We start from the raw sequence: 25385 nt of genomic DNA on the forward strand, positions 1-25385 counted from the left end.
CGCGAGGCGAAGATCCCGCGACTGCGCGCAGCGCGGCGCGATCGCTGGCATCGAACGTGCCGATGCAGAGCTTTGAATTTATCGAATCACGCTCCTTTCGCGCCGGCGCTATGCTGCCGGGCATGAACCCTCGCAAGCTCCTCACCCTCCTTCTCGCACCCGCGCTGGCGCTCGTCGCCCGTGCCTCGACCACCCCGACCGCCAAGGTCGGCGTCTACGATTCGCGCGTCGTCGCCTATGCACACTTCTTCCAGCCCGCACACCAGGAGCCACTACAGCGGCTGATCGCGGACGCCAAGGCGGCCAAAGCCGCCGGGGATATGGCGCGGTTCCGCGAACTGGAAAAGCAAATCGTCGCCGATCAGCGGGCGATGCATCTGCAGGTTTTCAGCACGGCGCCGATCGCCGAGACGCTGGCGGCGATGCCGGAGCGCGTGGCGGAAGTCGAACGCGAAGCAGGAGTCGCACGCCTCGTGTCGAAGTGGGACGAGGAAGCGTTGCGCGGGGTCGCCGCCGCGGATCGCGTCGACGTCACCGAGTTGCTGGTGCGCGACTGCGTGCTGAACGAGAAGCAGCGCCAAACCATGCAGGAGATCGCCGCCCAGCCGCCGCTGCCTCTGGCCAAGGCGCGCGAAATGGACGCGGCGGGAAAACTGTAACCCGCCGTCCAACCGGCCGCCGCCCATGGCGCGCGGGTCGGATGAAAAGAAAAAGGCGCGGACCGAAGTCCGCGCCTTGGTGTTTTTGAATTCTTTCGCGCCGTGGCTCAGAAGCGGAACGCGACCTTGCCGTAGTAGGTCACGCCGTTGAAGCCGAAGGGCGAGATGCCGCTGTAGGGGAAGATGCCGACATTGTCGGAGCCGCTGAACGGGGTGCCGTTCACGATCTTCGAGCGGATGTTCTGGTCCGGATAGACGTCGAACAGGTTGTTCGCGCCGACGGAGACGGTGATGTTCTTCGTGACCTTGTAGCTGACGTCGAGGTCGGTGAGCCACTTGGCGCCGAAGGTCTGGATGATCTGCTGGTTGGTGGTCGTGCCGCCGACGGTGCCGGGGACGGCCGGGCGGAACTCGACATCGTAGCCGGGCGTGAGGGCGTTGATCTGCGCCTGTGAAGCGCTCGTGAACGCCACGCTCGAGACTTTGCCGAAGCGGGCTTCGCGGAGCTGCACGGACCACTTCTCATAGTCCCAGAGGACGGTGAAGTTGAAGGCATCGCGCGGCTGGCCGCGCTCGAGACGGATGGTTTCCGTGAGATCGAAGAGCGGCGTGGTCGTGATCGCGGCGAGCGTCGAGTTGGCCTGCTTGATCTTCGTGGCCTTGGTCTTGTTGTTGTTGTAGGCACCGGTGAAGGTGAACTTGCCCATGTCGGCCGTCTTCCAGGTGTAGCGACCGCTGACGTCGAAGCCGGTGGTGCGGGTGTCGACGGCGTTGGTGAAGTAGCGGCCGCCGCCGATGCCGGTGATACCCTGCGTGGCGAGGAGGTTGATCACGGCGGTGCCGGTGAAGTTCGACGAGAGGACGATGCGGTCCTTGATTTCGATGCGGTAGGAGTCGACGGTGAAGGAAAGGTTCTCGCTCGGATTCCACGTGCCGCCGAAGGAGTAGCTGGTGGACTTCTCGGGCGTGAGCGGAGTGGCGCCAAGGGCCTTGGCGGCCGGGGCGCTGACCGGGAAGGTCAGGATGTCGAACGGCACGCCGCCGATGAAGTTGGTCGCGGTGGAGCTGAACCATTCCTGCGCGAGGTGCGGGGCGCGGAAGCCGGAGGCGACGGAGCCGCGGAGGGCGAAGCCGTGCGGGAGCTTCACGCGGGTGGCGATCTTGGCGGTGGTGTTGGAACCGAAGTCGCTGTAGTCCTCGAAGCGCGCGGCGGCGGAGAGAAGCCACTGCTCGTTCACGTCCTGCTCGAAGTCGACGTAGACGGCCTTGGAGTCGCGCGTGTGCGTGCCGGCATCGGAGGGCTTGAAGCCGGGGAACACCTGCGCGCCGACCGCGCCGAGGTTGCCGTTGCTGGGTCCGCCGATGATGCGGACGCCGCCGTCGCGGTAGGAGTCGGGCTCGCCGGCCGCGATGGAGTAGTCTTCCTGACGGAACTCGAGGCCGCCGGCGATCTTCAGCGGCGTGGGCAGGCCGAGATTGGCCTGGGAGGTGACGTCGAAGTTGTTCGTCCACTGCTTGAACTTCAGCTGGCCGTCGTAGAAGGACTTCGGGCTGCTGTTGCCGAGAGTGACGTTGGCCGAATTGGCGGTGGTGTAGTCGAGGGTGTTGTAGCCGTAGGCCGAGCTCAGGTCCCAATCGAAGCTGCCGGCCTTGCCTTGGGCACCACCGGCCCACGAAGCATCCATCACTTCGGTCTGGATGTAGGGCAGGAAGCCATCGGGATAAATCGCACGGATGGTGCGATCGTCGCCGGAGCGGCGGAAGAAGCCGGCGCCGTTCGCGTGGCGGTTGCTGAAACCGCCGAAGAAGTAGAGTTCGAGGTCGTCGCGCAGCGGGTATTCGCCGTTGAACCACGCGCCGTTGTCCTTGACCTTCGGGTCGCCGAAGCGGTGGTTGTAGCGGTTCACGGTCTGCTCACGCGGATCGAGCGTGCCGTTCGAGGCGGACAGGCCGGTGCCGGAGCCGTAGTTGCCCGAGATGGACGAGGTGCCGCCGTTGCCGAAATACTGCTGGCGTGTGTCGGCCTCGATGCGGTTGGTGGGATTCTTGTCGCGCGCCCAAGCGGTGAGGAAGAGCGAGCCCTTGTCGCCGAGCTTGGTGCCGGCGTAGGCGTTGATCTTGAAGTCCTCACCGTCGCCCTCGCCCGTCTGGGAGAAGGAAACGTCACCGCCCCAACCCGTGTCGTGGCGAAGGATGACGTTGATGACGCCGGCGATGGCGTCGGAACCGTATTGGGCCGAGGCGCCGTCACGGAGCACTTCGATGCGGCCGATGGCGGCGGCGGGCAGCGCGTTGAAGTCGGTGGAGACCGAGCCGCGGCCGATCGAGCCGTTGAGGTTGACCAGCGAGCTGGTGTGGCGGCGCTTGCCGTTCACGAGGAGCAACACCTGATCGGGGGCGAGGCCGCGCAACGTGGCGGGGCGGATGTGGTCCGTGCCGTCCGTGAGTGACGGGCGCGGGAAGTTGAACGACGGCACCTGCGCCTGGATCATCTGCGCGGGCTCGGTGTAACCGCCCTTTTGCAGCTCCGAGCCGCTGATGACATCGATCGGCACGGGCGATTCGGTGACGGTGCGGTTGTTGAAACGCGAGCCGGTGGCCACGAAAGCGTCGAGCTTCACGACGCTGTCCTTGGCAACACCGACGCGGTCGGAGTTGTCCGCCGAAGCGGCGGGAGTGGTCTGGGCAAAGGCGGCCGAGGCAAGGCCACCGAGGAGGGCAACGGCGCCGAAAGCACGCAGTTGGCGGATGCCAGCGCGCACGCTGGACCCGCGGAGGGTCAGTTCTGGGTTCATAGGTTGGCTAGGCAAAATCCGTCGGAAAAGAACAGGGGAAGGGACCGACGTGGTGTGTGTTGTTCGCGGCGGACCCTAATCATGACAGCTCGTTGCACAAGCACTACCTCAGCCAAGCGGCGCGGATATGACCCGCTGATTTGCTCGCTCCGGGCGAAAGCCGCCGAGTGCAAGTTGCGACTTGAGACCGTCCCGCCGCTGGCAAATGGTGCGCTATGCTTACCCCTTCCCGCCTGGTCGCCGGCTTGGTCGCGGCATCCCTCGTCCTGCTCAGCGCGCCCGCCGCGCTCGCCCAACGCCCCGCAGTCGAGGCACCGCACGGCATCGTCACCTCCGCCCACGAACTCGCCTCGCGCGCCGGCGTCGAGATTCTCCAGAAAGGCGGCAACGCCGTCGACGCCGCCGTGGCCACCGGCCTCGCGCTCACCGTCGTGTATCCGTTCGCCGGCAACATCGGCGGCGGCGGCTTCATGGTCGTCCACCTCGCCGAGGCCAACGGCCAGCCCGCGCGCGACGTCGTGATCGACTACCGCGAGACCGCTCCCGCCGCGGCCTCGCGCGACATGTATGTCGGACCCGACGGCAAAGTCCTCAAAGGCGATGGCTCCTCCACTTCCGGCTGGAAAGCCAGCGGCGTGCCCGGCTCCGTCGCCGGCTTTGCTCTCGCCCTCGAAAAATACGGCTCCGGCAAGGTCACCTGGGCCGACGTCTGCGAACCCGCCCGCCGCCTCGCCGCCGACGGCCACCGCGTTTCCCAAACCACCGCGCGCGGCCTGCGCGAGTGGGGCCCGCGCCTCCTCGGGCAATTCGAGGAGTCGAAAAAAATCTACCTGAAGAACGGCGAGTTCTGGTCGCCCGGCGAACTCTGGGTGCAAGCCGATCTCGGCGAGACCTTCGCCCGCCTCCAGAAATTCGGCCCGCGCGAATTCTACGAAGGCGAGACCGCCAAGCGCATCGCCGCCGCCATGGCCCAGCACGGCGGCAACATCACCCTCGGCGACCTGAAATCCTACCGCGCCGCCGAACGCACTCCCCTGCGCGGCCACTACCGCGGTTACGACATCGTCACCATGCCGCCGCCCAGCTCGGGCGGCATCGCCCTCCTCCAGATGCTCGCCATGCTCGAGCCGTTCGACGTCCGTGCCATGGGCCACAACTCCGCGGCCAAATACCACCTCTTCGCCGAAGTCATGAAACGCGCCTTCCGCGACCGCGCCGAATACCTCGGCGATCCCGACTTCGTGAAAGTCCCCGTCGCCGCGCTCCTCGATCCCGCCTACGTGCAAGGCCGCATGAAGGACTTTTCGCCCGACAAGGCCACCCCCGCCAGCGCCGTCCAGCCGGGCCTCGGCGCGTTCGACCCGAAAACCGCCCTCGTCCGCCGCGAGAAGATGGAGACCACGCACTTCTCCGTCGTCGACGCCGCCGGCAACGCCGTCTCCAACACCTACACGCTCAACGGTGCCTACGGCTCCGGCGTCACGATTCCCGGCACCGGCATCCTCATGAACAACGAAATGGACGACTTCACCTCGCAAGTCGGCACACCCAACGCCTACGGCCTCATCCAAGGCGAGGCCAACGCCATCGTCCCCGGCAAGCGCCCGCTCTCGTCCATGACGCCCACCCTCGTCACCAAGGACGGCAAACTCATCCTCGTCACCGGCAGCCCCGGCGGCCCCACGATCATCAACACCGTTTTCCAAATCATCACGAACGTCATCGATCACGAGATGCCCGTGATGCAGGCCGTCGAGGCCCCGCGCATCCACAACCAATGGATGCCCGACGTCGTCACCTTCGAGCGCTACGGCCTCAACGCCGACACCGCCGCCCTCCTCCGCGCCAAAGGCCACACCGTCCGCGAACGCGTCTCCTACGAAGGCGCCTACCAAGGCGACGGCGAGACCATCGCCATCGACTGGAAAACCGGCCTCCGCGCCGCCGCCCCCGACCCGCGCAAAGGCGACGCCGCCGCCGTCGGCTACTGACTTGGGTGGCGCCAGCCCCTCCGGCCGGTCGCGAGTGTCCATTAAGTTGTCATTGACAACTATCTTCTGATGGTTGCTAGTAACAATCACCATGAAAACCTCCGCCTTCCTCTCCTCCCTCCGCGCCCACGCCGCGCTCCCGGTCGTGTTTCGCTCCGGCTCGGTCGAGATCGCCCCGCAATACCACCTCACCGAAGTGAAGCGCGTCGCCTACGAGACGATGGACTGCGGCGCGCAAACCCACCGCTGGTCCGAAACCCAATTCGAGCTCTGGGTGCCGTCGCTCACCGGCGATCAACCCGGCCGCGATCACATGCCCGCCGGCAAGTTCCTCGCGATCATCGACCGCGTCGAAAAGGAACTCCCGCTCGATGGCGACACGCCCGCCCGCATCTTCGTGGCGCTCGGCGACGCCCCCGCCGCCCTCTACGACATCGCCTCCGTGCACGCCGTCGACGGACGCCTCCACATCGAACTCACCGCCGACCGCGCCCGCTGCAAGGCCGCCGAGCGCCGCACCGCGACCCTGACCGGCGGCTGTTGCGGCAGCGACCACGGCGACGGCAACGGCTGTTGCGCGTCCGAATCCGCCGCCCAACCTGCCGCCGCCTGCTGCGCCTGACTCCCGCCGGACACACGCCGCGCTCGCCAAACCGTGACCGCGGCTCCACCTTCGCCACCATGCCGCGCGTAGCCGCCCAGTCCGCCCAGAACGCCGATGCCCTGCTCCGCGACGTGGTCCGTCTCTTCCAGCAGGCACAGCGAACGATGACCGAGTGCTGCTCCGACGCCACCGCCAAGGAGTGTCAGGCACTCCTCCTCGTCGGCGCCGCCGAATCGCCGCTCACCGTGCAGGAGTTCGCCGAAAAAATGGGCCTCGAAAAAACCTGGGCCAGCCGCCTCGTCGCGCGCCTGGAAAAACGCGGCCTCGTCACGCGGGTCGATCATCCCGACGACGGCCGCAGCTGGCTGATCGAACTCACCGCGAAAGGCCGCAAGGAGCACAGTGTCCTCGAAAACTCGCTCAACCAGCACGCCGTGAACCTCCTTGGCTGCGTTCCTGCATCCGAGCGCGCCAATGTCGAGCGCGCGCTCGTCCATCTGCGCGACGCCCTCGCCCGCTGCCTCGTCGACTGCGCGCCCGCCAACTCCCGAAAGTCCCCATGCTGAAGTCCTCTCATTCCGAAACCCTCGCCGTCCACGCCGGTCGCGCTCCCGATCCCGCCACCGGTGCCGTGACACCCAACCTCGTCTTCAGCTCGACGTTCGCGCGTGACGACCAGGGGCAACTGCTCGGCGGACACGTTTACTCGCGCACCTCCAACCCGAACCGCGCCGCCGTCGAAGCCGCGCTCGCCGCCCTCGAAGGCGGCGCGCACGGTCTCGCCTTCGCCTCCGGCCAGGCCGCCTCCGCCGCGATCTTCGCCGCGCTCGCGCCCGGCGATCGCGTCGTGTTGCCCGACGATCTTTATCACGGCACGCGCTACCTCGCGACGAACGAGTTCGCCCGCTGGGGCCTCGTCGCGGAATTCATCGACACCAGCGACCTCGCCGCCGTGACCGCCGCGCTGCAAAAACCCGCGCGCCTCGTCTGGCTCGAAACGCCGTCGAATCCACGTCTGAAAATTTCCGACATCGCCGCCGTCGCCCAACTCGCCCGCGCCGCCGGCGCACTCGTCGTCACGGACAACACCTGGGCCACGCCCGTGCTCACGCAGCCGCTCGCGCTCGGCGCGCACGTCGTGTTGCACTCGACCACGAAATACCTCGGCGGCCACAGCGACCTGCTCGGCGGTGCGCTCGTCGCCGGTGCGGACGTGCCACCGGAATTCCTCGCGCGCCTGCGGTCGTGGCAAAATCTCGGCGGCGCCGTGCCCGCGCCGTTCGATTGTTGGCTGCTATTGCGCAGCGTGAGCACGCTGCCGCTCCGCGTGCGCGCCCAATCCGCGACCGCGGCCAACCTCGCTGCTTGGCTGGCGGGCCATACCAAAGTCGAGCGCGTCTATTATCCCGGCCTCGCCTCGCACCCGCACCACCTCGTCGCCGCGCAACAGATGAGCGCATTCGGCGGCATGCTTTCGTTCGAGGTGCACGGCGGCCACGACGCCGCCAAAGCCGTCGCCTGCCGCGTGAAGCTGATCACACAAGCGACGTCGCTCGGCGGCGTGGAAAGTCTCATCGAACACCGCCGTCCGGTCGAAGGTCCGGCATCGATCACGCCACCGGGATTGCTGCGTTTCTCCGTCGGCCTCGAACACGTCGAAGACCTCCGCGCCGACCTCGCGCAGGCGCTGGGTTGAGCAAGTAGCGCAGGCGTCCCGCCTGCTTCGCTGCCGTGTAGGGCTCGACCTTGCGTCGAGCCTCACAGGCGAACGCAGCCGTTGCCTCGCTCGCCGCCAAGGCCTCACACGAGGTGAGGCCCGACAGAGCCTCGAAGTAAATGCAGGCGGGACGCCCGCGCTACACCGCCACTTCGAACGGCGCGCCGGTTTTCGCGCGGACTTCGTCGAGCGTCACCCCGGGGTGCAGCTCGATCAGGCGCAGGCCGCCGCTGTTCGGTTTCACCTCGAAGACGCAGAGGTCGGTGATGATCAGGCTGACGACGCCCTTGCCGGTAATCGGGAGCGTGCACTGTTTTAAAATCTTCGGGCTGCCGTCTTTCGCGGTGTGCTCCATCACGGCGACGACGCGCCGCACGCCAGCGACGAGGTCCATCGCGCCGCCAGGGCCTTTCACCATTTTGCCCGGGACCATCCAGTTCGCGATGTCGCCGTTGTCGGCGACCTCGAGCGCGCCGAGGATCGAGAGGTCGATGTGTCCGCCACGGATCATCGCGAACGAGTCGGCGCTGGAGAAAAACGCCGAGCCCGGAATCGTGGAGATGGTCTGTTTGCCGGCGTTGATCAGGTCGGGATCGACCTTGTCCTCGGGCGGGAACGGGCCGATGCCGAGCAGGCCGTTTTCCGACTGGAGCGTGACGTTCATGCCGGGCGGGATGAAATTCGCGACGAGCGTGGGGATGCCGATGCCGAGGTTGACGTAATAGCCGTCGCGCAGCTCCCGCGCGGCGCGGCGCGCCATGAGTTCGCGGATGGGCGTCTCCTTTTTCGAAGCCGCGGCGCCCTGCACGGTGCGGAACTCGATGCGTTTCTCGTAGCGCGGGCCTTGGATGATGCGGTCGACGTAGATGCCGGGCGTGTGGATATGGTCGGGCTCGAGTTCGCCGACCTCGACAAGTTCCTCCACCTCGGCGACGCACACGGCGGCGCAGGTAGCGATCATCGGGTTGAAGTTCCGCGCGGTCTTGCGGAAGACGAGGTTGCCGGACTTGTCGCCCTTCCACGCTTTCACGAGCGCGACGTCGGCGCGGATGCCGCGTTCGAGGACGTATTCCTTGCCGTCGAAGGTTTTCGTTTCCTTGCCCTCGGCGAGCTTGGTGCCGAAGGCAGTGCGCGTGTAGAAACCGGGAATGCCCGCGCCGCCCGCGCGCAGGCGCTCGGCGAGCGTGCCTTGCGGGATGAGCTCGAGTTCGAGTTCGCCGGCGAGGACCTGCCGCTCGAACTCCTTGTTCTCGCCGACGTAGGAAGCCATGACCTTGCGAATCTGGCGCGTCTTGAGGAGCAGGCCCATGCCGAAGTCGTCCACGCCGGCGTTGTTGCCGACGATGGTAATGCCCTTCACGCCGCTGTCGCGCAGCGCGAGGATGAGATTTTCCGGGATGCCGCAGAGGCCGAAGCCGCCGGCGGCGATCGTCATGTCATCGTGGAGGAGCCCGGCGAGCGCGGACTCGGCGGAGGGGTGGACTTTGCTCATGGCGTGGGGAGCGAGCGCTTGGGGTGGACGAGAACAGTTGAGACACAGAGGAAAGTCAGGAGGTGGCACAGAGATCACAGAGGTCTTTTCTGTCTCTGGTTTTTCTCTGTGGGTCTCCGTGTTCTCAGTGTCGTGGCTTGGGAAAGCGGACCGAGCGTCTTGCGCAGCAGGATCTCGTCGTGACCGGCGACGACGTAGTCGCGCAAGCGGCCGACGACTGCGTAGCCGGCGCGACGGTAGAGGCGCTGCGCACCGCGGTTGAACGACGAGACGCAGAGCAAGACGTTGCGATGTTTTTTGAAAATGCGCGCCTCCGCCCACGCGAGCGCTGCGCCGCCGATGCCGCGCCCGCGCATCTCCGGCGCAACGCCGATCGTCTGAATGTAGCCGCCGAGCGGGCCATTGAGGTCGAGCACGAGAAACCCCGCACGCTCACCGCCGGAGCGGACGATGAAGCACTGCTTGCGGCGATTTCGCAGGAGCTTCAACGCATCGGCGCGCCCGCGTCCAAGCGTGAGCCAGGGTTCGGAAGCGGCCATGATGTCAGCAGCCCACGTGTAGTCGGCAGAGCTAATCCTCGTGACGGCTACTCTCATCCCTTGCTCTCCATTATCGCGTTGTCTTTCGCCGCTGCTCGAATTCGAGCAGCGGATCGCAGTGTCCAAACTCCAAACACGACGGAACCTAAAATGAAACCTGCTGCGAGCATCAGTCCTCGCTTCGCGAATGCGGCAAGGTCGGGTGTTGCGTTCCACATCGGGTAGAACGTGGCAAAAAACAAACCCACAGCTATGGCAGGCCCGACCGTGACAGCTAATGCGGCTTTCGGTCGCGAAAAGAAATTCGGCGTGCGGCAATGCGGACAGAGCAAATTTCCCGCATCGAAGCCGCGAGTGCATCTAACACAAACGCTCTCGTCCGCGTTCTTCACAACTGGCGAATCACACCAGCTCCACGCACGCCGCCAGGCCTTCGCCGCCGCCGATGCAGATGGCGGCGACGCCGCGCTTCAGACCGCGCTGCTTGAGCGCGTGGATCAGCGTGACGATGATGCGCGCGCCGCTGGCGCCGATGGGGTGGCCGAGCGCGATGGCGCCGCCGTTGACGTTGAGCTTGTCGGGCGGGACGCCGAGCTCGTGCATGAACGCCATCGGCACGACGGCGAAGGCCTCGTTGACTTCCCAGAGGTCGACGTCGGCGACAGACCAGCCGGCTTGCTGGAGCGCGTTCTGCGTGGCTGGCACGGGCGCGGTGGTGAACCAGACCGGGTCCTGCGCGTGGCCGCCGAAACCGGCGAGGCGCGCGATGGGCTTCAGGCCCTTCGCGGCGGCGTGCGCGGCGGTGGTGACGACGAGCGCGGCGGCGCCGTCGTTGATCGAGGAGGCGTTGGCCGCGGTGATGGTGCCGTCCTTCTGGAAGGCGGGCTTCAGCTGGGGAATCTTGTCGTAGCGCACCTTGGCCGGACCCTCGTCGTGCTCGACCTTGGTGACGTTGCCCTTGGCGTCGGCGATCTCGACGGGCGCGATCTCGGCGGCGAACGCGCCGGATTTCTGCGCGGCGTTGGCGCGCTGGTAGGAGGCGATGGAGAAAGCGTCCTGTTGCTCGCGGGTGAAAGCGTATTTCGCGGCGCACTTCTCGCCGCAGTTGCCCATGTGGACGTTGTTGTAGGGATCCCAAAGGCCGTCGGTGATCATCGAGTCGATGATCTGGCCGTGGCCCATGCGGTAGCCGTCGCGGGCCTTCGGGAGGAGATACGGCGCCTGCGACATGTTCTCCATGCCGCCGGCGACGGCGATCGTGCCCATGCCACCAGCGAGGAAGTGCGCGGCACCCATGACAGTCTGCATACCCGAGCCGCAGACCTTGTGGACCGTGATGCAACGCGTCGAGGTCGGGAGGCCGGCGTGGATCACGGCCTGACGGGCCGGCGCCTGGCCCTGGCCGGCCTGGAGAACGTTGCCCATGAGACAATCGGAGACGTCGGCCGGCGCGATGCCGGCCTGTGCGACCGCGGCCTTGATGGCGGCGGCGCCGAGACGCGAGGCGGGGACAGACGCGAGCGCGCCCTGAAAGGCGCCAATGGGGGTGCGGGTGGCGGAAAGAATGACGATATCGGTCATGGTGAAAACGGGGAGCGGGGGTTGTGGACTCCGAGCGATGATTCGCTCCCGTTCTCTTACTCATTCTCGTTCTCGCGGCAAAGGGAGAACGAGAATGTGGGACGAGAATGAGAACGGAAAAATGCCGTTCCGCTTCGCCTTATGCACGCGGGGGTAGAGCAAAAGATTTTCCCGGCGGGCCCAAAGGCCCCGCCCGACCGCAGCGAGCGGAGTCGTTACCCCGCTCGTGACGCCGTCGGCGCTTCAGCGCAGCGCGGAGCCGCCGGCGGGACGCGCGACGGTGAACAGTTCGCCGGTGCGCATGTAGTAATCGCCGGAGAGGCGCGCGATCAGGTCGAGCTTCGTGGGATCGATGGACTTGCCGTCGGCACCGAGCACGGCGTCCGCGACGTGCATCGCGACGATGCGGCCGAAGACGACGTTGCCCGCGCCGACGCCGCTGCCGATCGTCACCACGCGATCGAGCGTGCACTCGATCGCGATGGGCGACTCGCCGACGCGCGGTGGACGGACTTTCGTCGACGCAACCGACGTGACCTTCGCGTGCGCGAACTCGCTCTCGCCGTAGGGCAGCGGGGCGGCGGTGGCGTTCATCGGCTCGGCGAGCCAGTAGGGCACGAGGTTCACGACGAACTCGGGAACGGCCTCGATGTTGCGCAGCGTGTCTTTCTTGCCGCCGTCGCGGTTGTTCGTGGGCACGAACATCAACGTGGGCGGATTCGAGCAGATGGCTTGGAAGAACGAGAACGGCGCGAGATTGGGTTTGCCGTCGGGCGAGATGGTCGAGACCCACGCGATGGGGCGCGGAATGATGGCTTGGGTCATCCACGCGTAGCCGTCGCGCGGGGCGAGTTTTTCGAAGTCCAGAATCATGCGGACGAGGAAAGGTGTTTCGCGGCGGAAGGCAAAGTCGGTGTGTGTGCGAAATCCGGGTTTTGCTGAGCGTGTAATACGCAAGGCGTGCCGTGGCGCAGGCTTCCAGCCGGCAACGAATGCCCAAGCAGGCTGGTAGCATGCGCCACTTCAGCCGAGCCAGGACAGCGGATAATTCGGGTCGTCCATCGCCAGCGCTTGCTCGGTGAGCTCCAGCGGGAAGGCGGTGTCGAACATCACGGCGAGTTCCTCGGTGCGGGTGGCGTCGAAGCTCTTCAGGGTCGTGCCGGGATGCGGGCCGTGCGGGATGCCTTGTGGATGCAGCGTGAACGAACCGGGCTCCACGCCCTTGCGCGAGCCGAACTGGCCGCGGACGTAGAAGAGCACTTCGTCGGCCTCGGTGTTATCGTGCGCCCACGGCACTTTGATCGCCTCGGGGTGGTGGTCGAGCCAGCGCGGCGCGAAGGTGCAGATGACGTAGCCCTTGATCTCGAAGGTCTGGTGGATCGGCGGCGGCAGGTGGACCGTGCCGGTGATCGGCTCGAAATCGTTCGCGTTGAACGTGAATGGATACAGCGCGCCGTCCCAGCCCACGACGTCGAACGGGTGCGACGCCATGATGTTGCGGGTGAAACGCGCGCCGCGGTCCTTCACGAGGATCGCGTAGTCGCCGTCCTTGTCCTCGGCGATGATTTCGGTCGGACCGTGGATGTCGCGCTCGCTGTAAGGCGCGCCGAGGCGCATCTGGCCTTCGGGGTGGCGGTAACGCTCGGGGATGCGGACAGGGTGAGTCGACTCGAGGATGAGGTAGTCCTCCTTCGCGATGTCGTCGGGCACGAGGCGGTAGATCGTGCCGCGCGGGATGACGATGTAGTCGTCCTGCTTGTAGCGGAGTCGGCCGAAGTTCGACTCGAGCCAGCCGCCGCCGGAGAAGACGAAGATCACGTCGTCGTTCGAGCCGTTGCGGTAGAACTCGTAGCCGTCCTCCATCACCTTCGCCGGACGGCAGCGTGAGCAAGTGATGTCGGCGTTGAACATCAGCGGCACGCGGCCGGTGTAGGGATCGCCGGCGCGCGGCATCGCGGCGGACTTCAGGTGGTGGTGGCGCAGCGGGAGGTGCGCGGCGATCTTGGTCGGTTGCTCGCGGAAGAGTTCGACTTTCTTCACCATCGTCGGCGGGCGCAGGTGGTAGACGATCGAGTAGGCGCGATCGAATCCCTCGGTCGTGATGATGTGCTCGTAGTGCAGGCCCTCGCCCTTGTAGCTCGTGGCGACGTCGCGCGGGAACCGGATGTGGTGCTTGCGGGGCATGGCCCCGAGGGTGCGGTAGAAGGGCATGGGGAATTGTCGATTTGAGATTTGGGATTTTCGATTTCAGGGCCGCTTTTCACTCATCGGAGCCTGATCTGCGGATTCCCATCCGATCGAAAATCGAGTTCAGCCCGCAGGGCCTCAGCCATCCAAAATCGAAAATTCAGAGGTTCGTCGCAGGCGGGAGCGGTGTGTGTGTTGTGTTTGCTTGGCTTTAGGCGGCCGGGGGTAGTCAGCCGCGGAAAGCAGCTCCCGCCTGCGACGAAAATCAGAGTGTGCCGCGCTTCACTTGCTCGCGCTCGATGGCCTCGAAGAGCGCGCGGAAATTACCCTCGCCGAAACCCATCGAGGTGCCTTTGCGCTGGATGACCTCGAAGAACAGCGTCGGGCGGGTGAAGACGCATTTGGTGAAAAGCTGGAGGAGGTAGCCGGTCTCGTTGTCGCGATCGACGAGGATGCGGAGTGGACGGAGCGTCTCCTTGTCCTCGTCGATCTTGCCGACGCGCTCCTCGAATTTGTCGTCGTAGTAGCTGTCCGGCACATCGAGGAACTCCTGGCCCATCTTTCGCATCTCGTCGATCGTCGTGATGATGTTCGGCGTGAGCAGCGCGATGTGCTGGACGCCGGGGCCGTTGTATTGGTCGAGGAATTCCTGGATCTGCGAGTTGGCGGACGACGGCTCGTTGATCGGCATCTTGATCCAACCGTCGGTCGAGCTGACGACCTTGGACATCAGCGCGGAGCGGCCGGTGTTGATGTCGAAGTGCATGAACAGGTCGAGGCCGAACACCTGCTCGTAGAACGTCACCCACTCGTCCATGCGCTCCACGTTGGCCACGATGTGGTCGATCATCGCGAAGTTGATGTCGCGATCGTCGATGCCGCCGGCGACATTCTGGAACCCGGGGAGAAACTCGCCCTGCTTCTTGCGCTCGATGAAGCTGTGGATCGTGTCGCCGTAGGCCGCGATGGCCGCGCCGGCCACGAAGTCGTCGCTGAAGAACTCCTTCGCGGGATTCGCCCCGCGGCGTTGCGCCTCGGTGAACGCGTGAGACGCGTCCTTCACCCGGAACGCCACATCGCGCACGCCACAGCCATGCTTCTCGAGGTGCGCGCGCACGGCGTCGGCCTCTGCACCCGTGCCCTGCGGCTCGGTGACGACGAAATTGACGCGCCCCTGACCGACGAGGTGGGCGCGGCGTCCGCGCAGGCCGGTGGAGTTGTCGCCGTAGGCGCGCGGCACCATGCCGTATTTCGTGACGAAGAAGTCGCGCCATTGGTCGGCGCTATCGACCCAGAATTCGATGTGATCGAATTGCTTCAGGCCGAGCGGATTCGCGGCGGTTTTGCGCTCAACGGGCTTATCGAAGAAAGTTCTGCTCATGGTAAAGTCAGCAACCGGGCAGGCGTGGAAGGCGTGGGGGTAGGCGCAGACCATAGCCGCGAAGCGTTTCGCGGTCCATAGCCCGAACGGAGTAATCGCCCTTGCGGGTCTCACGTTGAGCGACAACCTCCTCTTTCTCTTCCCTCTCAATCTTTCTCTTTCTCTCGGTTGGAATCTCCATGTCGCAGACCAGGCCGAGAGGAAAGAGTAAGATGAAGAGAAAGAGGAAAGATCCCTCCGATGTCCTCCCTCGCCCCCGCCCTGCTCGACCACGTGCTCACCATGCTCGAAGACGTGCCCGTCGGCCTGCTCCTGCTCGACGCGCAGTGCCAGCCGCTCTGGTTCAACGAGGAGGCCGCGCGCGCCTGCGCCGTGTGGAACCACGGCGAGCGCCACGCCGCCGCGCTGCGCGCCCGCTCGTCCTTCCAAGTCCCGCCCGTTCTCGCCGAAGCCTGCGTGCAATTGCGCGACGACCCGACCGCCGAGCCGGTGAAAGTCGTCTCGGAAAACGCCCGCGGCCTCCACGCGCGCATCAAGCTCCAGCAAGCGCGCGCCGTGGACGCCGGCCACGCTTTCCACATCCAACTCGATTACCGCCGTCCGCGCGGCGACCGCCACCGTCCGCTCTCGCCCGGTGCCGTCGCGTTGCTGGCGCGCCTCTCCGAGCGCGAGCGCGAGGTCGCCATGCGCGTGCGCGAAGGCCTGCGCACCGCCGAGATCGCTGCCGAGCTCCGCCGCAGCCCGCTCACGATCAAGACGCAGCTCGCCGCCATCTTCACCAAGCTCGGCGTGCGCGGCCGCACCCGCGTCGCCGCGCTGCTCAATCGCTGAACACCAGCAAAGCCGAAGCCGCGGGCCGCACGTCGCCAGCGCCGCACCCGACGCTCGCGCCTCGCGCCCCATGCAGCAGCCGAGCGTTGCATCGCGCCGCGATTCTGCCTTTCTCCCGCGCATGAGTTCCGCCGCGTCCTCCCCGCCGCCTTCGCAGACCTTCGGACAGTGGCTGCGCCACGAGTTCCTCCGCGAGCTCCGCCGCGGCGCCATTCTCCTCGTGATCGGCCTCGGCATCGCGTTCGCCGCGGACAAGCTCTCCGCCGATTTCGGCCCCGCGTGGAGCCGCCTCAACTACCAGCTCACCAACGTCGCGCTCGAGCAGCACCCCGCCGCGCTGCGCGAGGCGTTCGCCGATCGGCTCTCGCAGACCCAATACGGCTGGAAGATCTTTTCCTGGACCGAGCCCTTCAACGTCACCGCGGCCCGCCTGCATCTGCGCACCGATTTCCCGGACTTCGCAGGCCTCGACGCCCAGGGTCTCGCCATCCCCGTGCGCAGCTCCTCCCGGCATCAGAGCGACGCCGCCCAGCAACAGGCCCGCGCCGACGCCTACCGCGAACGCTACACGGCCATCGAGTCGCACCGCTTCGCCCAACTTTATCCCGAAGATTCGCCCTTCGAAGTCCCCAACGCCACGGTGCGCCTCGGCCGCCTCGTCACGAAAATCCTCGGCGCACCCGACGCCGCGATCCACCTCTTCCGCCGCACGCACGAGGCGGGGAACGTCAGCTTTCTGCTTTTCTGCCTCACCTTCGCCATCGCCGCCGCGGCGCTGTGGACCTCGCACCGTCCCGCACGCCACTGGCTGAAGCTCTTGCTCTGCCCGTTCCTCGCCAGCACGCTCGCGTGGGGCGTGATCCTGTTCATGTCGATCGGCGCCGCGCTCTTCGGCAGCTTCACACCGAACACCTCCGCCCTCGCCGTTTTCGCCGGCATTCCGCTCCTCTACTTCGCCGCGAAAATCCCGCTGCGCCTCCTCGAGCAACTCCAGCTCAAGCCCAAGCCATGGGACGGCGTCGAACGCCGCCGCGGCCCGCGTGCGCCGGTCGCCTGATTTCTGAGGACGGAATACCGAGGCTACTTTCCTCCTTTCGGACTACTGCTTTCCGGTGGTGTCATAAGCGATAGTGGGTAACTGGTGTGGTCAACCAAACCACCCCATGACCCCCACCGCTTCCACGAGCGACCACCCTGAAACGCCCACACCGGACGGCAGCGATCCGCGCTGCATCCCGCACAAACTCGTCCAGCCGCTCCCCATCGGCGCCGAGTGCAAATACCCGAACTACTCCGCCGAGGAACAGGACGTCTGGCGCACGCTCTACGCGCGCATGGCGACGCTCCTGCCCGGCCGCGCCGCCGACGAATACCTCACCGGCCTCCGCACGCTCGACCTCGAACACGACCGCATCCCCGCGCTCGCCGACGTCTCGCGCAAACTCGAGCGCACCACCGGCTGGCGCATCGCCCGCACGCCCGGCCTCCTCGACGCCCACGACTTCTTCACCTACCTCGCCAACCGCGTCTTCCCGTCCACCGACTACATCCGCGCCCGCAGCGAACTCGACTACACGCCCGCGCCGGATTGCTTCCACGACATCTTCGGCCACACGCCGATGATCGTGCACCCGCGCTTCGCCGATTTTTATCAGAAGATCGGCCAGGCCGCCCTCGCCTGCAAAGACGCCGCCACCGAGGAAGGCCTCACGCGCATCTACTGGTTCACCGTCGAGTTCGGCCTGATCAAAAACGCCGACGGCCTCCGCATCTACGGCAACGGCATCATCTCCTCCGCCGGCGAGACGCAGCACAGCCTCACCGATAAGGTCACCAAAATCCCCTACACGCCCGAGCGACTCGCGCAGCAAGCCTACGACATCTGGCACTTTCAGAATCCGCTCTTCGTCATCGATTCCTTCGACCAACTGGAAAACGAATTCGTCCGCTGGTCGAAGGAGCGTGGGCTGCTCTGACGTCGCACCGGCGAGCCGCGAATTTTCCTATTAAGCAACTTTCGCTCGCGACCCGCGCGGGCGCTCGGCCTCATGCCGGCGGATAGTCGCGCCACAAATCAAGCAGCACGCCGTTCGTCCAACCGAAGCCGTGCTGCGACACGTATTCGCCGCCGGCCGGCGGACGCTCTGGCTCGACCACGTCGTATTTCTCGAGCAACAAGCCGGTGCGGCGGAATGTCGCCACGTTGACATCGATCCAGCGGCGCGCGACCTCCGCCGCGAGCTCCGTATGGCCGTGCCGCTCGAGCCCGCGCACCGCGAGCCATTGGAGCGGCGCCCAGCCGTTGGGCGAGTCCCATTGCTCGCCCGTATGGCGCAGCGTCGTGACGAGTCCGCCGGCCCGCAGAAAATCCGCGCGCAAGCGACGCGCCGCAGCCTCCGCCTGGCCGACGCTGGCCAGCCCGCAGAACAGCGGCAGCACGCCCGCCAGCGACAGGCACTCGCCAGGCCGGCCCGTCGCCAAATCGTAGTCGCAGAAAAACTCCGCCTCCGCCGACCAGCAATGACGCAGGATCGCCCGGTGGCGTTGCTGCGCCGCGCCCTCCAGTCGCCGATGCCCCTCGCGATCGCCCGCCGCCGCATGCGCCCGCGCGAGCATCGACTCGAGTTGCCAGAGAAAGCAGTTGAGATCCACCGGCACGATTTCCGTCGTGCGGATCGTCTCCAGTCCGCCGCCCGTCGCCAGCCAGCGGCTGCTGAAATCCCAGCCGCTCTCCGCCGCCGACCGGAGATCCCGGAACAACTCCCCGCGCGGACGATTCGCCCGCGCGGCCAGGGCCTCGTCGCGGCGAAACGCCTCCGGACGCGGCGTCTCGAGCTGATCCCAATAACGATTGAGCACCGCCCCGTCGGGCAGCTCCACCACGTGGCGCGTCGGCGCCGCGCGGTCCATCCAGTAGTCGTGCTCCGCCGCCAGCGCCGCGCGATACGGCACGAGCGCCGCGGGCGGCTGTCCCGCGGTCACGAGTTCCACCATCATCGCCAGCAACGGCGGCTGCGAGCGACTGAGGTAGTAGCTGCGATTGCCGTTCGGGACGTGGCCGTGGCGCGCGACGAGGTGCACGAAGTTCGCCACCATGTGCCGGATCAGCGCCTCGCCCGGCGCGTCCTCGCGCAACCCGAGCATCGTGAAGTAGCTGTCCCAGTAATAGATTTCGCGGAACCGCCCGCCCGGCACGACGTAGGGCTCGGGCAACGGCAGGAGCGTCGAATCCGCCTCGGGCACGTCGCCCGCGCGCCGCAACAGCGACCACAGCGCGCGGATCCGCGCGCACACGTCCGCCCGTTCCGCACCGGACGCCGGCGCGGCCGCGGGCGCGGGCGCCGGCACACGGAAATTCGCGGCGACGAATTCCTTCAGTCGCGCGCGATCCAGTCCGGTGCGCGCCAGCACAGCGTAGTCCGCGCCGATCTCTTCCAGCGAACGCCGGGGCACGGAGTCGACGAAGACCTTGTCGTCGTCGAATACGCCGGCGAGTTGCACGTCGCGAAACAGGGGCTGAAGCTCGAAAATCTGCATGGGATCATTGCGCGACCGGGCGCTTCATCCACCGGATGACCAGCACGCACGCGCCGAGCAGGCCGATCGGCACGAGCGAAAGGTAGAACGCGGTTTGTCCGCCGTAGGCCTGGAACACGCGCCCCGTGATCAGCGAGCCGCAAGTGCCGCCGAGCGCCGATCCGATGACGATCAAGCCCGCCATCGCCGCGTGGCGCGACGGATCGAGCGAGCTGAGCACGAGCGAATTGAGCGTCGGATAAATCGGCGCGAGGAACACGCCGATCAGCGGAAAGATGAACGCCGCCAGCGGCGCCGTGCGCCAGCCGGTGATCGGACCGTGCGCCGCGCCCGCCAGCGGCAGCGCCACGAGCACGAGCGCGGCGGCGGCGGCGAGGCAGACGGTCAGGACCGTCGCCCACGACAACTTCCGCAGCAGCCAGCCGGCGGCGAAACGGCCCGCCGCGGTCGAACCGGCTAGGATGCTCGCCATCTGCACGCTCAACACCGCCGGCAGGTGCAGCACCGTGTGGTTGAACGTCGGCAGCCAGCTCATGATCGCCTGTTCCGTCAGCACGTAGATGAAAACGCTGGCGGTGAACACCAGCACGAGCGGCGAGAGGGCGAGCCGCAGCATGTCGGCAAGGCCGCCCCCGCACGCAGCGGCGCTGCCGTGCACTGCGGATTCGTCGACTGGCACGCTCCACAACAGCGCCGCCGCCACGAACGCCACGCCGGCCAGCACGAAATACACCCGGAACCACGCCGTCGACGCCGGCGCCGCATCGTCGACGAATGCACTGAAGAGAAAATACGCCGCCAACACGCCGAGCATGAAACACGACTCGAGGAAGCTCATCAGGCTCGCGTGCTCATGCGGTTCGCGCGCCACCAATCCAAGCGTGGCGAACACCGAGACTTTCATCACGCCGAAGCAGACGCCCGTCGCGACGAACAGGAGCTTCGTCGCCCAGAAGCTCGCCAGGAACGGCATGGCGGCGCACACCACCCCGATTACCCCCAGCGCCCCCAGCATGGCGCGCTTGTAGCCGATGCGCAGCAACCACGCCGCCACGAAGAACGAGGTGACCGCGATGCTCAGGTCCTTGCAGGCCTCGAGCACGCTCGCGCCTGCGGGGCTCACCCCGAAGTTGCGCTGCACTTGGAAAATCACCGTGCCCACGCTGTTCAGCAGACTGGCGAAGAGGAAATAGTTGAGAAACAGCGAGAGCTTGAGCGGGAAATGCTTCATGGGATCGGGGTGGCGTCGGTCGAGGGGCGAACGGCGAGGTAAACGGTGCTCCAGAGTTGCGCGGCGTTGGACTCGTCGGCGTGCGAGTGCGCGAGTCCGTAGGGCACGAACGCCGCGCGGCCGTCGCGCGGCTCCCAGCTCCACAATTCGCCCGTGCTGCGCGCCTGCATCGCCGTGATCGCGCGCCAGAGCCGCGCTTCCGCGGCGAGCAGCGTGGCGCGTGTGGCCGCAGGCAAATCGTCGCGCGCGAGCTGGCGGCGCAGGCCGGCGGCGAGCAACGCCTGCTGCCACGACCACACCACGGTGCCGTGGTAGGCGTCGCGCGTGAACTTCGCGCGCAGCGGCGCGGCGGCCCACACGGGATTCGCGACCACGACGCCGACGTCCGTCAAGAGGCCGGCGGGAAAGGGACGCAGCAGCAACTCGGCCGTCTGCGCGACTTGCTCGGGAACGGGCTCGCCGAAGAGCCACGCGAAACCCTCGTCGCTGTGCATCACCGGCACGGGCTCGCCGGCGGCGTCGAGCGCGAGCGCGTGGTATTCCACCGGCGCGGAAACGCTCGCGAGCGCGGCAGCGGGATCGAGTCCCTCGGCCGCGGCGTAATCCGCCACGGCGGCGCGGGCCGCGTCGCGCGGCACGACGCAGCGGAAGAATTTCTCCGCGCTTCGCCACACGACGGCAGAGGCGGCGGCTTGCGCGGCGGGGGCGGCGGCTTCGCCGAGCCAGCCGCTGCGATAGAAGCGCTCGGCGGCGCGGAGCGCGGCGGGCACGAGCGCGGCGTTGATGTCGTAGGCGTAGCGTCCGCCGCCGAGGCCGTCGTCAGAATCGCGCCAGTTGCCGACGGGGATGCCGGGCTTGAGCGCGACGAGATTGGTTGCACGCGGATCGGCCGCGAAGGGTGCGGCGTGGCGCAGCACGGCGTCGAGGTTGCGGCGGAGCAGTGCGGCGTAAGTCGTGCCGTCGGGCGCACGGCGGGCGAGGAACGCCGGGGCGCGGTGCGCGCCGTCGGGCGTGTCGAGCAGGTAGGCGGCGAGCGTGGGCGCGAGGAGGAAGTCGCCATCGACCATCTTGTAGTCGAGTTCGGGCGTGCGGGTGTCGGCGGGCGGCGCGGCGAGCGTGCGGTTGTGCAGCGCGGCGTATTCGCCGATGCCTTCCTCGTGCGCGACCTCGCCACCGGGACCAAGCCGGTCGAGCACGGAGGCGAAAGCCGACTCGACGACTGCGGGCTGGAGCACGGGCAGCAGCAGGCGCGTGGTGATCAGCGTGTCGCGGCCGAAATAGGTGAGGAAGCGCCACGAGCCGGCGGCGAATTTTTCGTGGAAGGCGAGAAACTCGAACACGTCTTGATCGCGCGGGCGCGGTGCGACGCCGGGGCGGAAAAGCTCATCGCGACGGAACGGCGTGAGCGGCGGCTCGTCTGTGAGCGTCGTGAGACGCACGTCGATGCGGCCGTCCGGGCCGGCTTCGAGCACGACGCTGTCCGCGGTCGCGATGACGCGCGTGCCGAACTCGCCGGCGAGCGTGAGCTCTTGATGCGTGCGGCCGTCGATGCTCGTGCGTTGGTAGCGCAGCTCGTCGCCGGGCGCGCGCGGGGCGGCGAGTTCGACGGGAATTTCCCGCGCGCCGCGCCAGATGAATTCGCGGAGCGAGCGGACGTTCGCGAGCAGCACGTGTCGCACGACGAGGCGCGGCGCGTCGCTGCGCAGGTGCGCGGTGATGCCGTGCGCGCCGGCGGCGGCTGGTTGCGCGGGCTCGAGTTCCGTGCCGGGCGTGAGCGCGAGCGACGCCGTGGCGGAGCCGGCGTCGAACCAGAGACCGGCTCCGGTGTTGCCGGCGGGAAAAGCGACAATCACGCGCGGCGTCTCGCCGGGCGTGAGCACGAGGTGCGCGGAGACGGGGCCGGCGCGCAGGAAATGGTTTTGCGTGAGTCCGTCCGCCACGGCGAAACGCAACGGAGGAACGGAAGAGGCCGGCGCTGCGCCGGAAAGCGCAGCGCCGGCCAAGAGAAACGTCGCCGCGGCCACGCCGCGCCGTCCGAGAAGTCGAACCCCGAAGATCGACGGCTCGAAGGAACGGCGGGGCGCGCGGGACGACATGGTTTAGAAGCGGTAGGTGATCGAGGAGACGATCGACCGCGGGAGGATCGGACGGGCGTTGAAGTAGGCGCCCTGGCCCGAGCCGGACGCCTGGCGCGGATCGCCTTCGGTGAGGCCGGCGCTGTCGAGCAGGTTGGACACCTGGAGGCGGAACGTGAAATCGCGCTTGAAGGCGAGGCTGAAGCCCGCGTTCACCTCGGTGAAGGCGCTGAGCGGAATCGCGTTCGGGTTGGCTTCCTGATTGGTCGCGCGGCGGCCGGTGTAGGAGAGCGAGAGGTCGATGGCCGGGCGACCGAGACCTGTCTCGGGCAGCGTGTAGGTGCCGCTGATGGAGCCGTAGACTTTCGGCGTGCGCGTGGGCGTGAGGCCGTCGAGCGAGGTGAACGTGCCGCCGATGTTGACGAGGCCGGGCGTGACGATCTTCGGGCGCTGGACGGTGCCGCGCACGTCGATGGAGAGCGCGCGGATGGGATTCCAGGTCACGTCGAGTTCGACGCCGGGGCTGTCGAGGCCGATGGTGAACTGCGTGGGCACGGCGACGCCGTTCACGAGTTGGAAGCCGCCGGAGAGGACGTCGCGCTGGCGGGCGTAGAAGAGCGTGAGGAACGCGGCGACGTGGTTGCCGCCGTATTTGTAGCCGGCCTCGAATTGCTTGACGGTTTCGATCTTGGCGGGCGTAACGTCGCCGCTGGCGGTGCCGCCGCCGTCCAGGATGATGGCGTCGGAGTTGGAGAAGCGCGGCGCGGCGGAGTAGCGGGCGAAGAAGGCCTGGCGCTTGTTCAGCACGTAATTCGCGCCGAGCGTGTAGGCGGCCTTGTTTTCCTTGGCGTGCGTGTTGAGGTAGTTGCCGCTGCCGAAGGTGGCGTTCGCGAGGGCGGGCGCGGGGTTCGCGCCGGTCTGCGCGTAGGAGTTGAGGTCGTATTTGCGGAAGGTCTCGTAGTTGCCGTCGTAGGTGCGGTTGACGAAGCGCACGCCGGCGTCGAGGACGAGGCCGCCGACCTTGTGCGTGAAGTCGACGTAGGGCGTGACTTCGTCGATCTGCGCGGTGCCGTGGCGGTAGTAGCTGCCGATCTGCGTGAGGCCGTTGTAGGTGTATTGGCCGAGGACGGCGCCGGTGGTGGCGTTGACGTAGGCGAGGTCGAGGCGGTGGTATTCGGGGCTGATGTCGATGAGCATCGTCTCCCACTGCCAGAGCTTGGTCTCCTCGGTGGTCTTGGCGTAGAGGCCGGCGAGGACGGTGGTGTTGCCGTCGTTGAAGGTGCCGATGAGGCGGAGGTCGTCCTGGAAGTCGGTGAACTTCGCGTCGGAGCGCCAGTGGTTCACGAGGTCGCCGAGGCCGTTGCCGTTGAGCGTGGCGGCAGCGGCGGCATTGGCCGCGACGACGGCGCCGCCCTGGCCGGGCGCGGTGAGGCGGAAGCGATAGTTGCCGTCGCCGCCGAGCGCGGCGGCCCAGGTGGACGCGGGGACGTTGCCGCCGGTGGCGAGATTGTTGGCGATGGTCTGGAGCGATGTGGCGGTGCTGAAGGGATTCGAGTTCCAGGATTTCTGAACGGTCGCGTAGCGGTTGCGGTTCTCGAGGGTGAGGCTGTCGTTCAACTTCACCTGGAGTTCGCTGCCGATGTATTTCAGGTCGACCTGGATGCCGTCCGCGAGGTCGTGATCGATCGGGCCGACGGGCGAGCCGGGGAACACGAAGTGGCGCAGGTCGGGCGACGCGGTGGCGCCGGTATGCAGGTCGGGGCCGCCGGGAATCGTCTGCGGATCGGAGGTGCTGCCGGTGAGCGGGATCGGGAGCAGGAACGCCGTGCGATCGTCGAGCGCCTTGCCGGTGACCTTGAAGTAGCCGGCGTCGTTCTTGAACTTGTGATTGAGCGCCAGCGTGAGCTGGCCGCCCTTGTTCGCCTTGTAGCCGGGCGAGCGCTGGCCGTCGTCGGCGCGGTAGAAGCCGCCGAGGGCGTAGGTAGTCTGCGGCGAGATCGCGCCGCCGACCCAGGCGTCGTTGCGGATCAGGCCGAAGTCGCCGAACTCGACCTTGTATTCGCCGGCGAGCGTCTGCGTGCCCTCGCGGCCGAGGAAGTTGATCGCGCCGAGCGGAGCGTTGGTGGTGAAGACGCCGGAGCTGCCGCCGCGCAAGCCCTCGACGTTGGAGATCCAGGTCGAGACGCGCGTGTAGTTGTCGGCGGTGGAGAACGACGTGTCCTCCTCGGAGATGACGGGCAGACCGTCCTCGAGGATCACGGAGTAGCGGAAGCCGTTGCCGGCGCCGACGCCGCGGACGGCGAGGACGTTGTTGGCTTCACCGCCGCTCGACTCGAAGTAGAAACCCGGGATCGCCTTCATCAGCTCGGCGACGCTGCGCGGGGACATGGCGTCGATCTTCGAGCGGTCGACCGTCGAGATGGCGAGCGGGCTGTCGAGGCGCGACTGCGGCTTGATCGAACCGGTGACGACGAAGGCATCGAGCTGAAAGACGGACTCGCCGGCCGGCGGCTGCGGCGCGGGCGCGGTCGTCTGGGCGAGCAACAGTGCCGGGGCACTGGCGAAGAACATCGCAAGGCCGAGGAGCGAACGGGACGCGTCTCGGCGCACGACTGAACAGGTGGAGCGGTTCATGATGCAGGGTTGATGGGGTTTGCTGTTGGCCGGAGACGCGCACTGGAACGAGCTGGTCCGCGCGCTGCGGCAGTGCATCACAAAAGGGAGCGGCGCGGCGTTGCCCACCGCCGAGCCTAGGAGATTCCGGA

Annotated in this window: 19 protein-coding genes; 8 read left to right on the forward strand and 11 right to left on the reverse strand. The window is 67.1% G+C overall.

Translation table 11 applies throughout. The features are described 5' to 3' along the window. Positions 1–56: 56 nt before the first annotated feature. Positions 57–659 carry a hypothetical protein gene (locus KF715_09970; protein MBX3737005.1) on the forward strand — a complete coding sequence of 201 codons (603 nt, stop codon included), beginning with the start codon at positions 57–59 and terminating at the stop codon, positions 657–659. Between the two features lie 107 nt (positions 660–766). On the opposite strand, the gene KF715_09975 is transcribed toward KF715_09970, so the two are convergent. Then, entirely contained in the window at positions 767–3454 is a 2688-nt protein-coding gene (locus KF715_09975; protein ID MBX3737006.1) for a TonB-dependent receptor, read from the reverse strand. 215 nt (positions 3455–3669) lie between these two features. Here KF715_09975 and ggt point away from each other — a divergent pair, with 215 nt between their 5' ends. The 4 genes from ggt (at position 3670) to KF715_09995 (ending at position 7745) form a co-directional block, all read left to right on the forward strand. Next, the gene (ggt, locus tag KF715_09980; GenBank protein ID MBX3737007.1) at positions 3670–5445 is read left to right on the forward strand and encodes a gamma-glutamyltransferase; all 1776 of its coding nucleotides are present in this window, start codon (positions 3670–3672) and stop codon (positions 5443–5445) included. A gap of 91 nt (positions 5446–5536) precedes the next feature. Beyond that, on the forward strand, positions 5537–6067 hold the full coding sequence (locus tag KF715_09985; protein MBX3737008.1) for a hypothetical protein: 531 nt from the start codon (positions 5537–5539) through the stop codon (positions 6065–6067). 59 nt (positions 6068–6126) lie between these two features. After that, complete coding sequence (locus KF715_09990) at positions 6127–6615, forward strand: MarR family transcriptional regulator (protein ID MBX3737009.1); 489 nt, start codon at positions 6127–6129, stop codon at positions 6613–6615. Continuing rightward, complete coding sequence (locus tag KF715_09995; protein MBX3737010.1) at positions 6609–7745, forward strand: aminotransferase class I/II-fold pyridoxal phosphate-dependent enzyme; 1137 nt, start codon at positions 6609–6611, stop codon at positions 7743–7745. The genes KF715_09990 and KF715_09995 overlap by 7 nt, the downstream gene beginning before the upstream one ends. A 160-nt stretch (positions 7746–7905) precedes the next feature. Here the strand turns inward: KF715_09995 and KF715_10000 are convergent, their stop codons facing one another. The 6 genes from KF715_10000 to hppD form a co-directional block, all read right to left on the reverse strand. Further along, positions 7906–9258, reverse strand: a complete 1353-nt coding sequence (locus KF715_10000) for a 3-oxoacid CoA-transferase subunit B (GenBank protein MBX3737011.1) — start codon at positions 9256–9258, stop codon at positions 7906–7908. A 74-nt stretch (positions 9259–9332) separates the two neighbouring features. Further along, positions 9333–9797 (reverse strand): GNAT family N-acetyltransferase, encoded by a 465-nt coding sequence (locus tag KF715_10005; GenBank protein MBX3737012.1) that lies wholly within the window; start codon positions 9795–9797, stop codon positions 9333–9335. Positions 9798–10199: 402 nt separating this feature from the next. Further along, on the reverse strand, positions 10200–11378 hold the full coding sequence (locus KF715_10010; GenBank protein MBX3737013.1) for a thiolase family protein: 1179 nt from the start codon (positions 11376–11378) through the stop codon (positions 10200–10202). 243 nt (positions 11379–11621) lie between these two features. Next, positions 11622–12251: a flavin reductase family protein gene (locus KF715_10015; protein ID MBX3737014.1), complete on the reverse strand. Its 630-nt coding sequence runs from the start codon at positions 12249–12251 to the stop codon at positions 11622–11624. Between the two features lie 150 nt (positions 12252–12401). Next, entirely contained in the window at positions 12402–13589 is a 1188-nt protein-coding gene (locus KF715_10020) for a homogentisate 1,2-dioxygenase (GenBank protein MBX3737015.1), read from the reverse strand. 241 nt (positions 13590–13830) lie between these two features. After that, entirely contained in the window at positions 13831–14946 is a 1116-nt protein-coding gene (gene hppD / locus KF715_10025; protein ID MBX3737016.1) for a 4-hydroxyphenylpyruvate dioxygenase, read from the reverse strand. 240 nt (positions 14947–15186) lie between these two features. Here hppD and KF715_10030 point away from each other — a divergent pair, with 240 nt between their 5' ends. From KF715_10030 to KF715_10040, 3 genes are all read left to right on the forward strand, one after another. Continuing rightward, positions 15187–15777, forward strand: a complete 591-nt coding sequence (locus KF715_10030) for a helix-turn-helix transcriptional regulator (protein ID MBX3737017.1) — start codon at positions 15187–15189, stop codon at positions 15775–15777. 121 nt (positions 15778–15898) lie between these two features. Continuing rightward, on the forward strand, positions 15899–16834 hold the full coding sequence (locus tag KF715_10035; protein MBX3737018.1) for a hypothetical protein: 936 nt from the start codon (positions 15899–15901) through the stop codon (positions 16832–16834). 106 nt (positions 16835–16940) lie between these two features. Next, a complete protein-coding gene (locus tag KF715_10040) occupies positions 16941–17753 on the forward strand; it encodes a phenylalanine 4-monooxygenase (GenBank protein MBX3737019.1) in 813 nt (270 codons plus the stop codon). A gap of 70 nt (positions 17754–17823) precedes the next feature. Here KF715_10040 and KF715_10045 read toward each other — a convergent pair whose 3' ends face one another. From KF715_10045 to KF715_10060, 4 genes are all read right to left on the reverse strand, one after another. After that, on the reverse strand, positions 17824–19314 hold the full coding sequence (locus KF715_10045) for a hypothetical protein (GenBank protein MBX3737020.1): 1491 nt from the start codon (positions 19312–19314) through the stop codon (positions 17824–17826). Positions 19315–19318: 4 nt separating this feature from the next. After that, on the reverse strand, positions 19319–20545 hold the full coding sequence (locus KF715_10050) for an MFS transporter (protein MBX3737021.1): 1227 nt from the start codon (positions 20543–20545) through the stop codon (positions 19319–19321). After that, positions 20542–22497 (reverse strand): hypothetical protein, encoded by a 1956-nt coding sequence (locus KF715_10055; protein ID MBX3737022.1) that lies wholly within the window; start codon positions 22495–22497, stop codon positions 20542–20544. Before KF715_10055 ends, KF715_10050 begins: the two co-directional genes overlap by 4 nt. A gap of 147 nt (positions 22498–22644) precedes the next feature. Next, positions 22645–25254, reverse strand: a complete 2610-nt coding sequence (locus tag KF715_10060; GenBank protein MBX3737023.1) for a TonB-dependent receptor — start codon at positions 25252–25254, stop codon at positions 22645–22647. Positions 25255–25385: the final 131 nt, after the last annotated feature.

Origin of the sequence: Candidatus Didemnitutus sp. (assembly GCA_019634575.1) — a bacterium.
Classification (GTDB): domain Bacteria; phylum Verrucomicrobiota; class Verrucomicrobiia; order Opitutales; family Opitutaceae; genus Didemnitutus.

Bases quoted from the DNA above. Each gene is read 5' to 3' on its own strand.
- KF715_10060 (MBX3737023.1), bottom strand. From the start codon at position 25,254: ATGAACCGCTCCACCTGTTCAGTCGTGCGCCGAGACGCGTCCCGTTCG.
- ggt (MBX3737007.1), top strand. From the start codon at position 3,670: ATGCTTACCCCTTCCCGCCTGGTCGCCGGCTTGGTCGCGGCATCCCTC.
- KF715_10020 (MBX3737015.1), bottom strand. From the start codon at position 13,589: ATGCCCTTCTACCGCACCCTCGGGGCCATGCCCCGCAAGCACCACATC.
- KF715_09975 (MBX3737006.1), bottom strand. From the start codon at position 3,454: ATGAACCCAGAACTGACCCTCCGCGGGTCCAGCGTGCGCGCTGGCATC.
- KF715_10045 (MBX3737020.1), bottom strand. From the start codon at position 19,314: ATGCAGATTTTCGAGCTTCAGCCCCTGTTTCGCGACGTGCAACTCGCC.
- KF715_10005 (MBX3737012.1), bottom strand. From the start codon at position 9,797: ATGGCCGCTTCCGAACCCTGGCTCACGCTTGGACGCGGGCGCGCCGAT.
- KF715_10040 (MBX3737019.1), top strand. From the start codon at position 16,941: ATGACCCCCACCGCTTCCACGAGCGACCACCCTGAAACGCCCACACCG.
- KF715_10050 (MBX3737021.1), bottom strand. From the start codon at position 20,545: ATGAAGCATTTCCCGCTCAAGCTCTCGCTGTTTCTCAACTATTTCCTC.
- KF715_10010 (MBX3737013.1), bottom strand. From the start codon at position 11,378: ATGACCGATATCGTCATTCTTTCCGCCACCCGCACCCCCATTGGCGCC.
- KF715_09985 (MBX3737008.1), top strand. From the start codon at position 5,537: ATGAAAACCTCCGCCTTCCTCTCCTCCCTCCGCGCCCACGCCGCGCTC.
- KF715_10030 (MBX3737017.1), top strand. From the start codon at position 15,187: ATGTCCTCCCTCGCCCCCGCCCTGCTCGACCACGTGCTCACCATGCTC.
- KF715_10035 (MBX3737018.1), top strand. From the start codon at position 15,899: ATGAGTTCCGCCGCGTCCTCCCCGCCGCCTTCGCAGACCTTCGGACAG.
- KF715_09995 (MBX3737010.1), top strand. From the start codon at position 6,609: ATGCTGAAGTCCTCTCATTCCGAAACCCTCGCCGTCCACGCCGGTCGC.
- KF715_10015 (MBX3737014.1), bottom strand. From the start codon at position 12,251: ATGATTCTGGACTTCGAAAAACTCGCCCCGCGCGACGGCTACGCGTGG.
- KF715_09990 (MBX3737009.1), top strand. From the start codon at position 6,127: ATGCCGCGCGTAGCCGCCCAGTCCGCCCAGAACGCCGATGCCCTGCTC.
- KF715_10000 (MBX3737011.1), bottom strand. From the start codon at position 9,258: ATGAGCAAAGTCCACCCCTCCGCCGAGTCCGCGCTCGCCGGGCTCCTC.
- hppD (MBX3737016.1), bottom strand. From the start codon at position 14,946: ATGAGCAGAACTTTCTTCGATAAGCCCGTTGAGCGCAAAACCGCCGCG.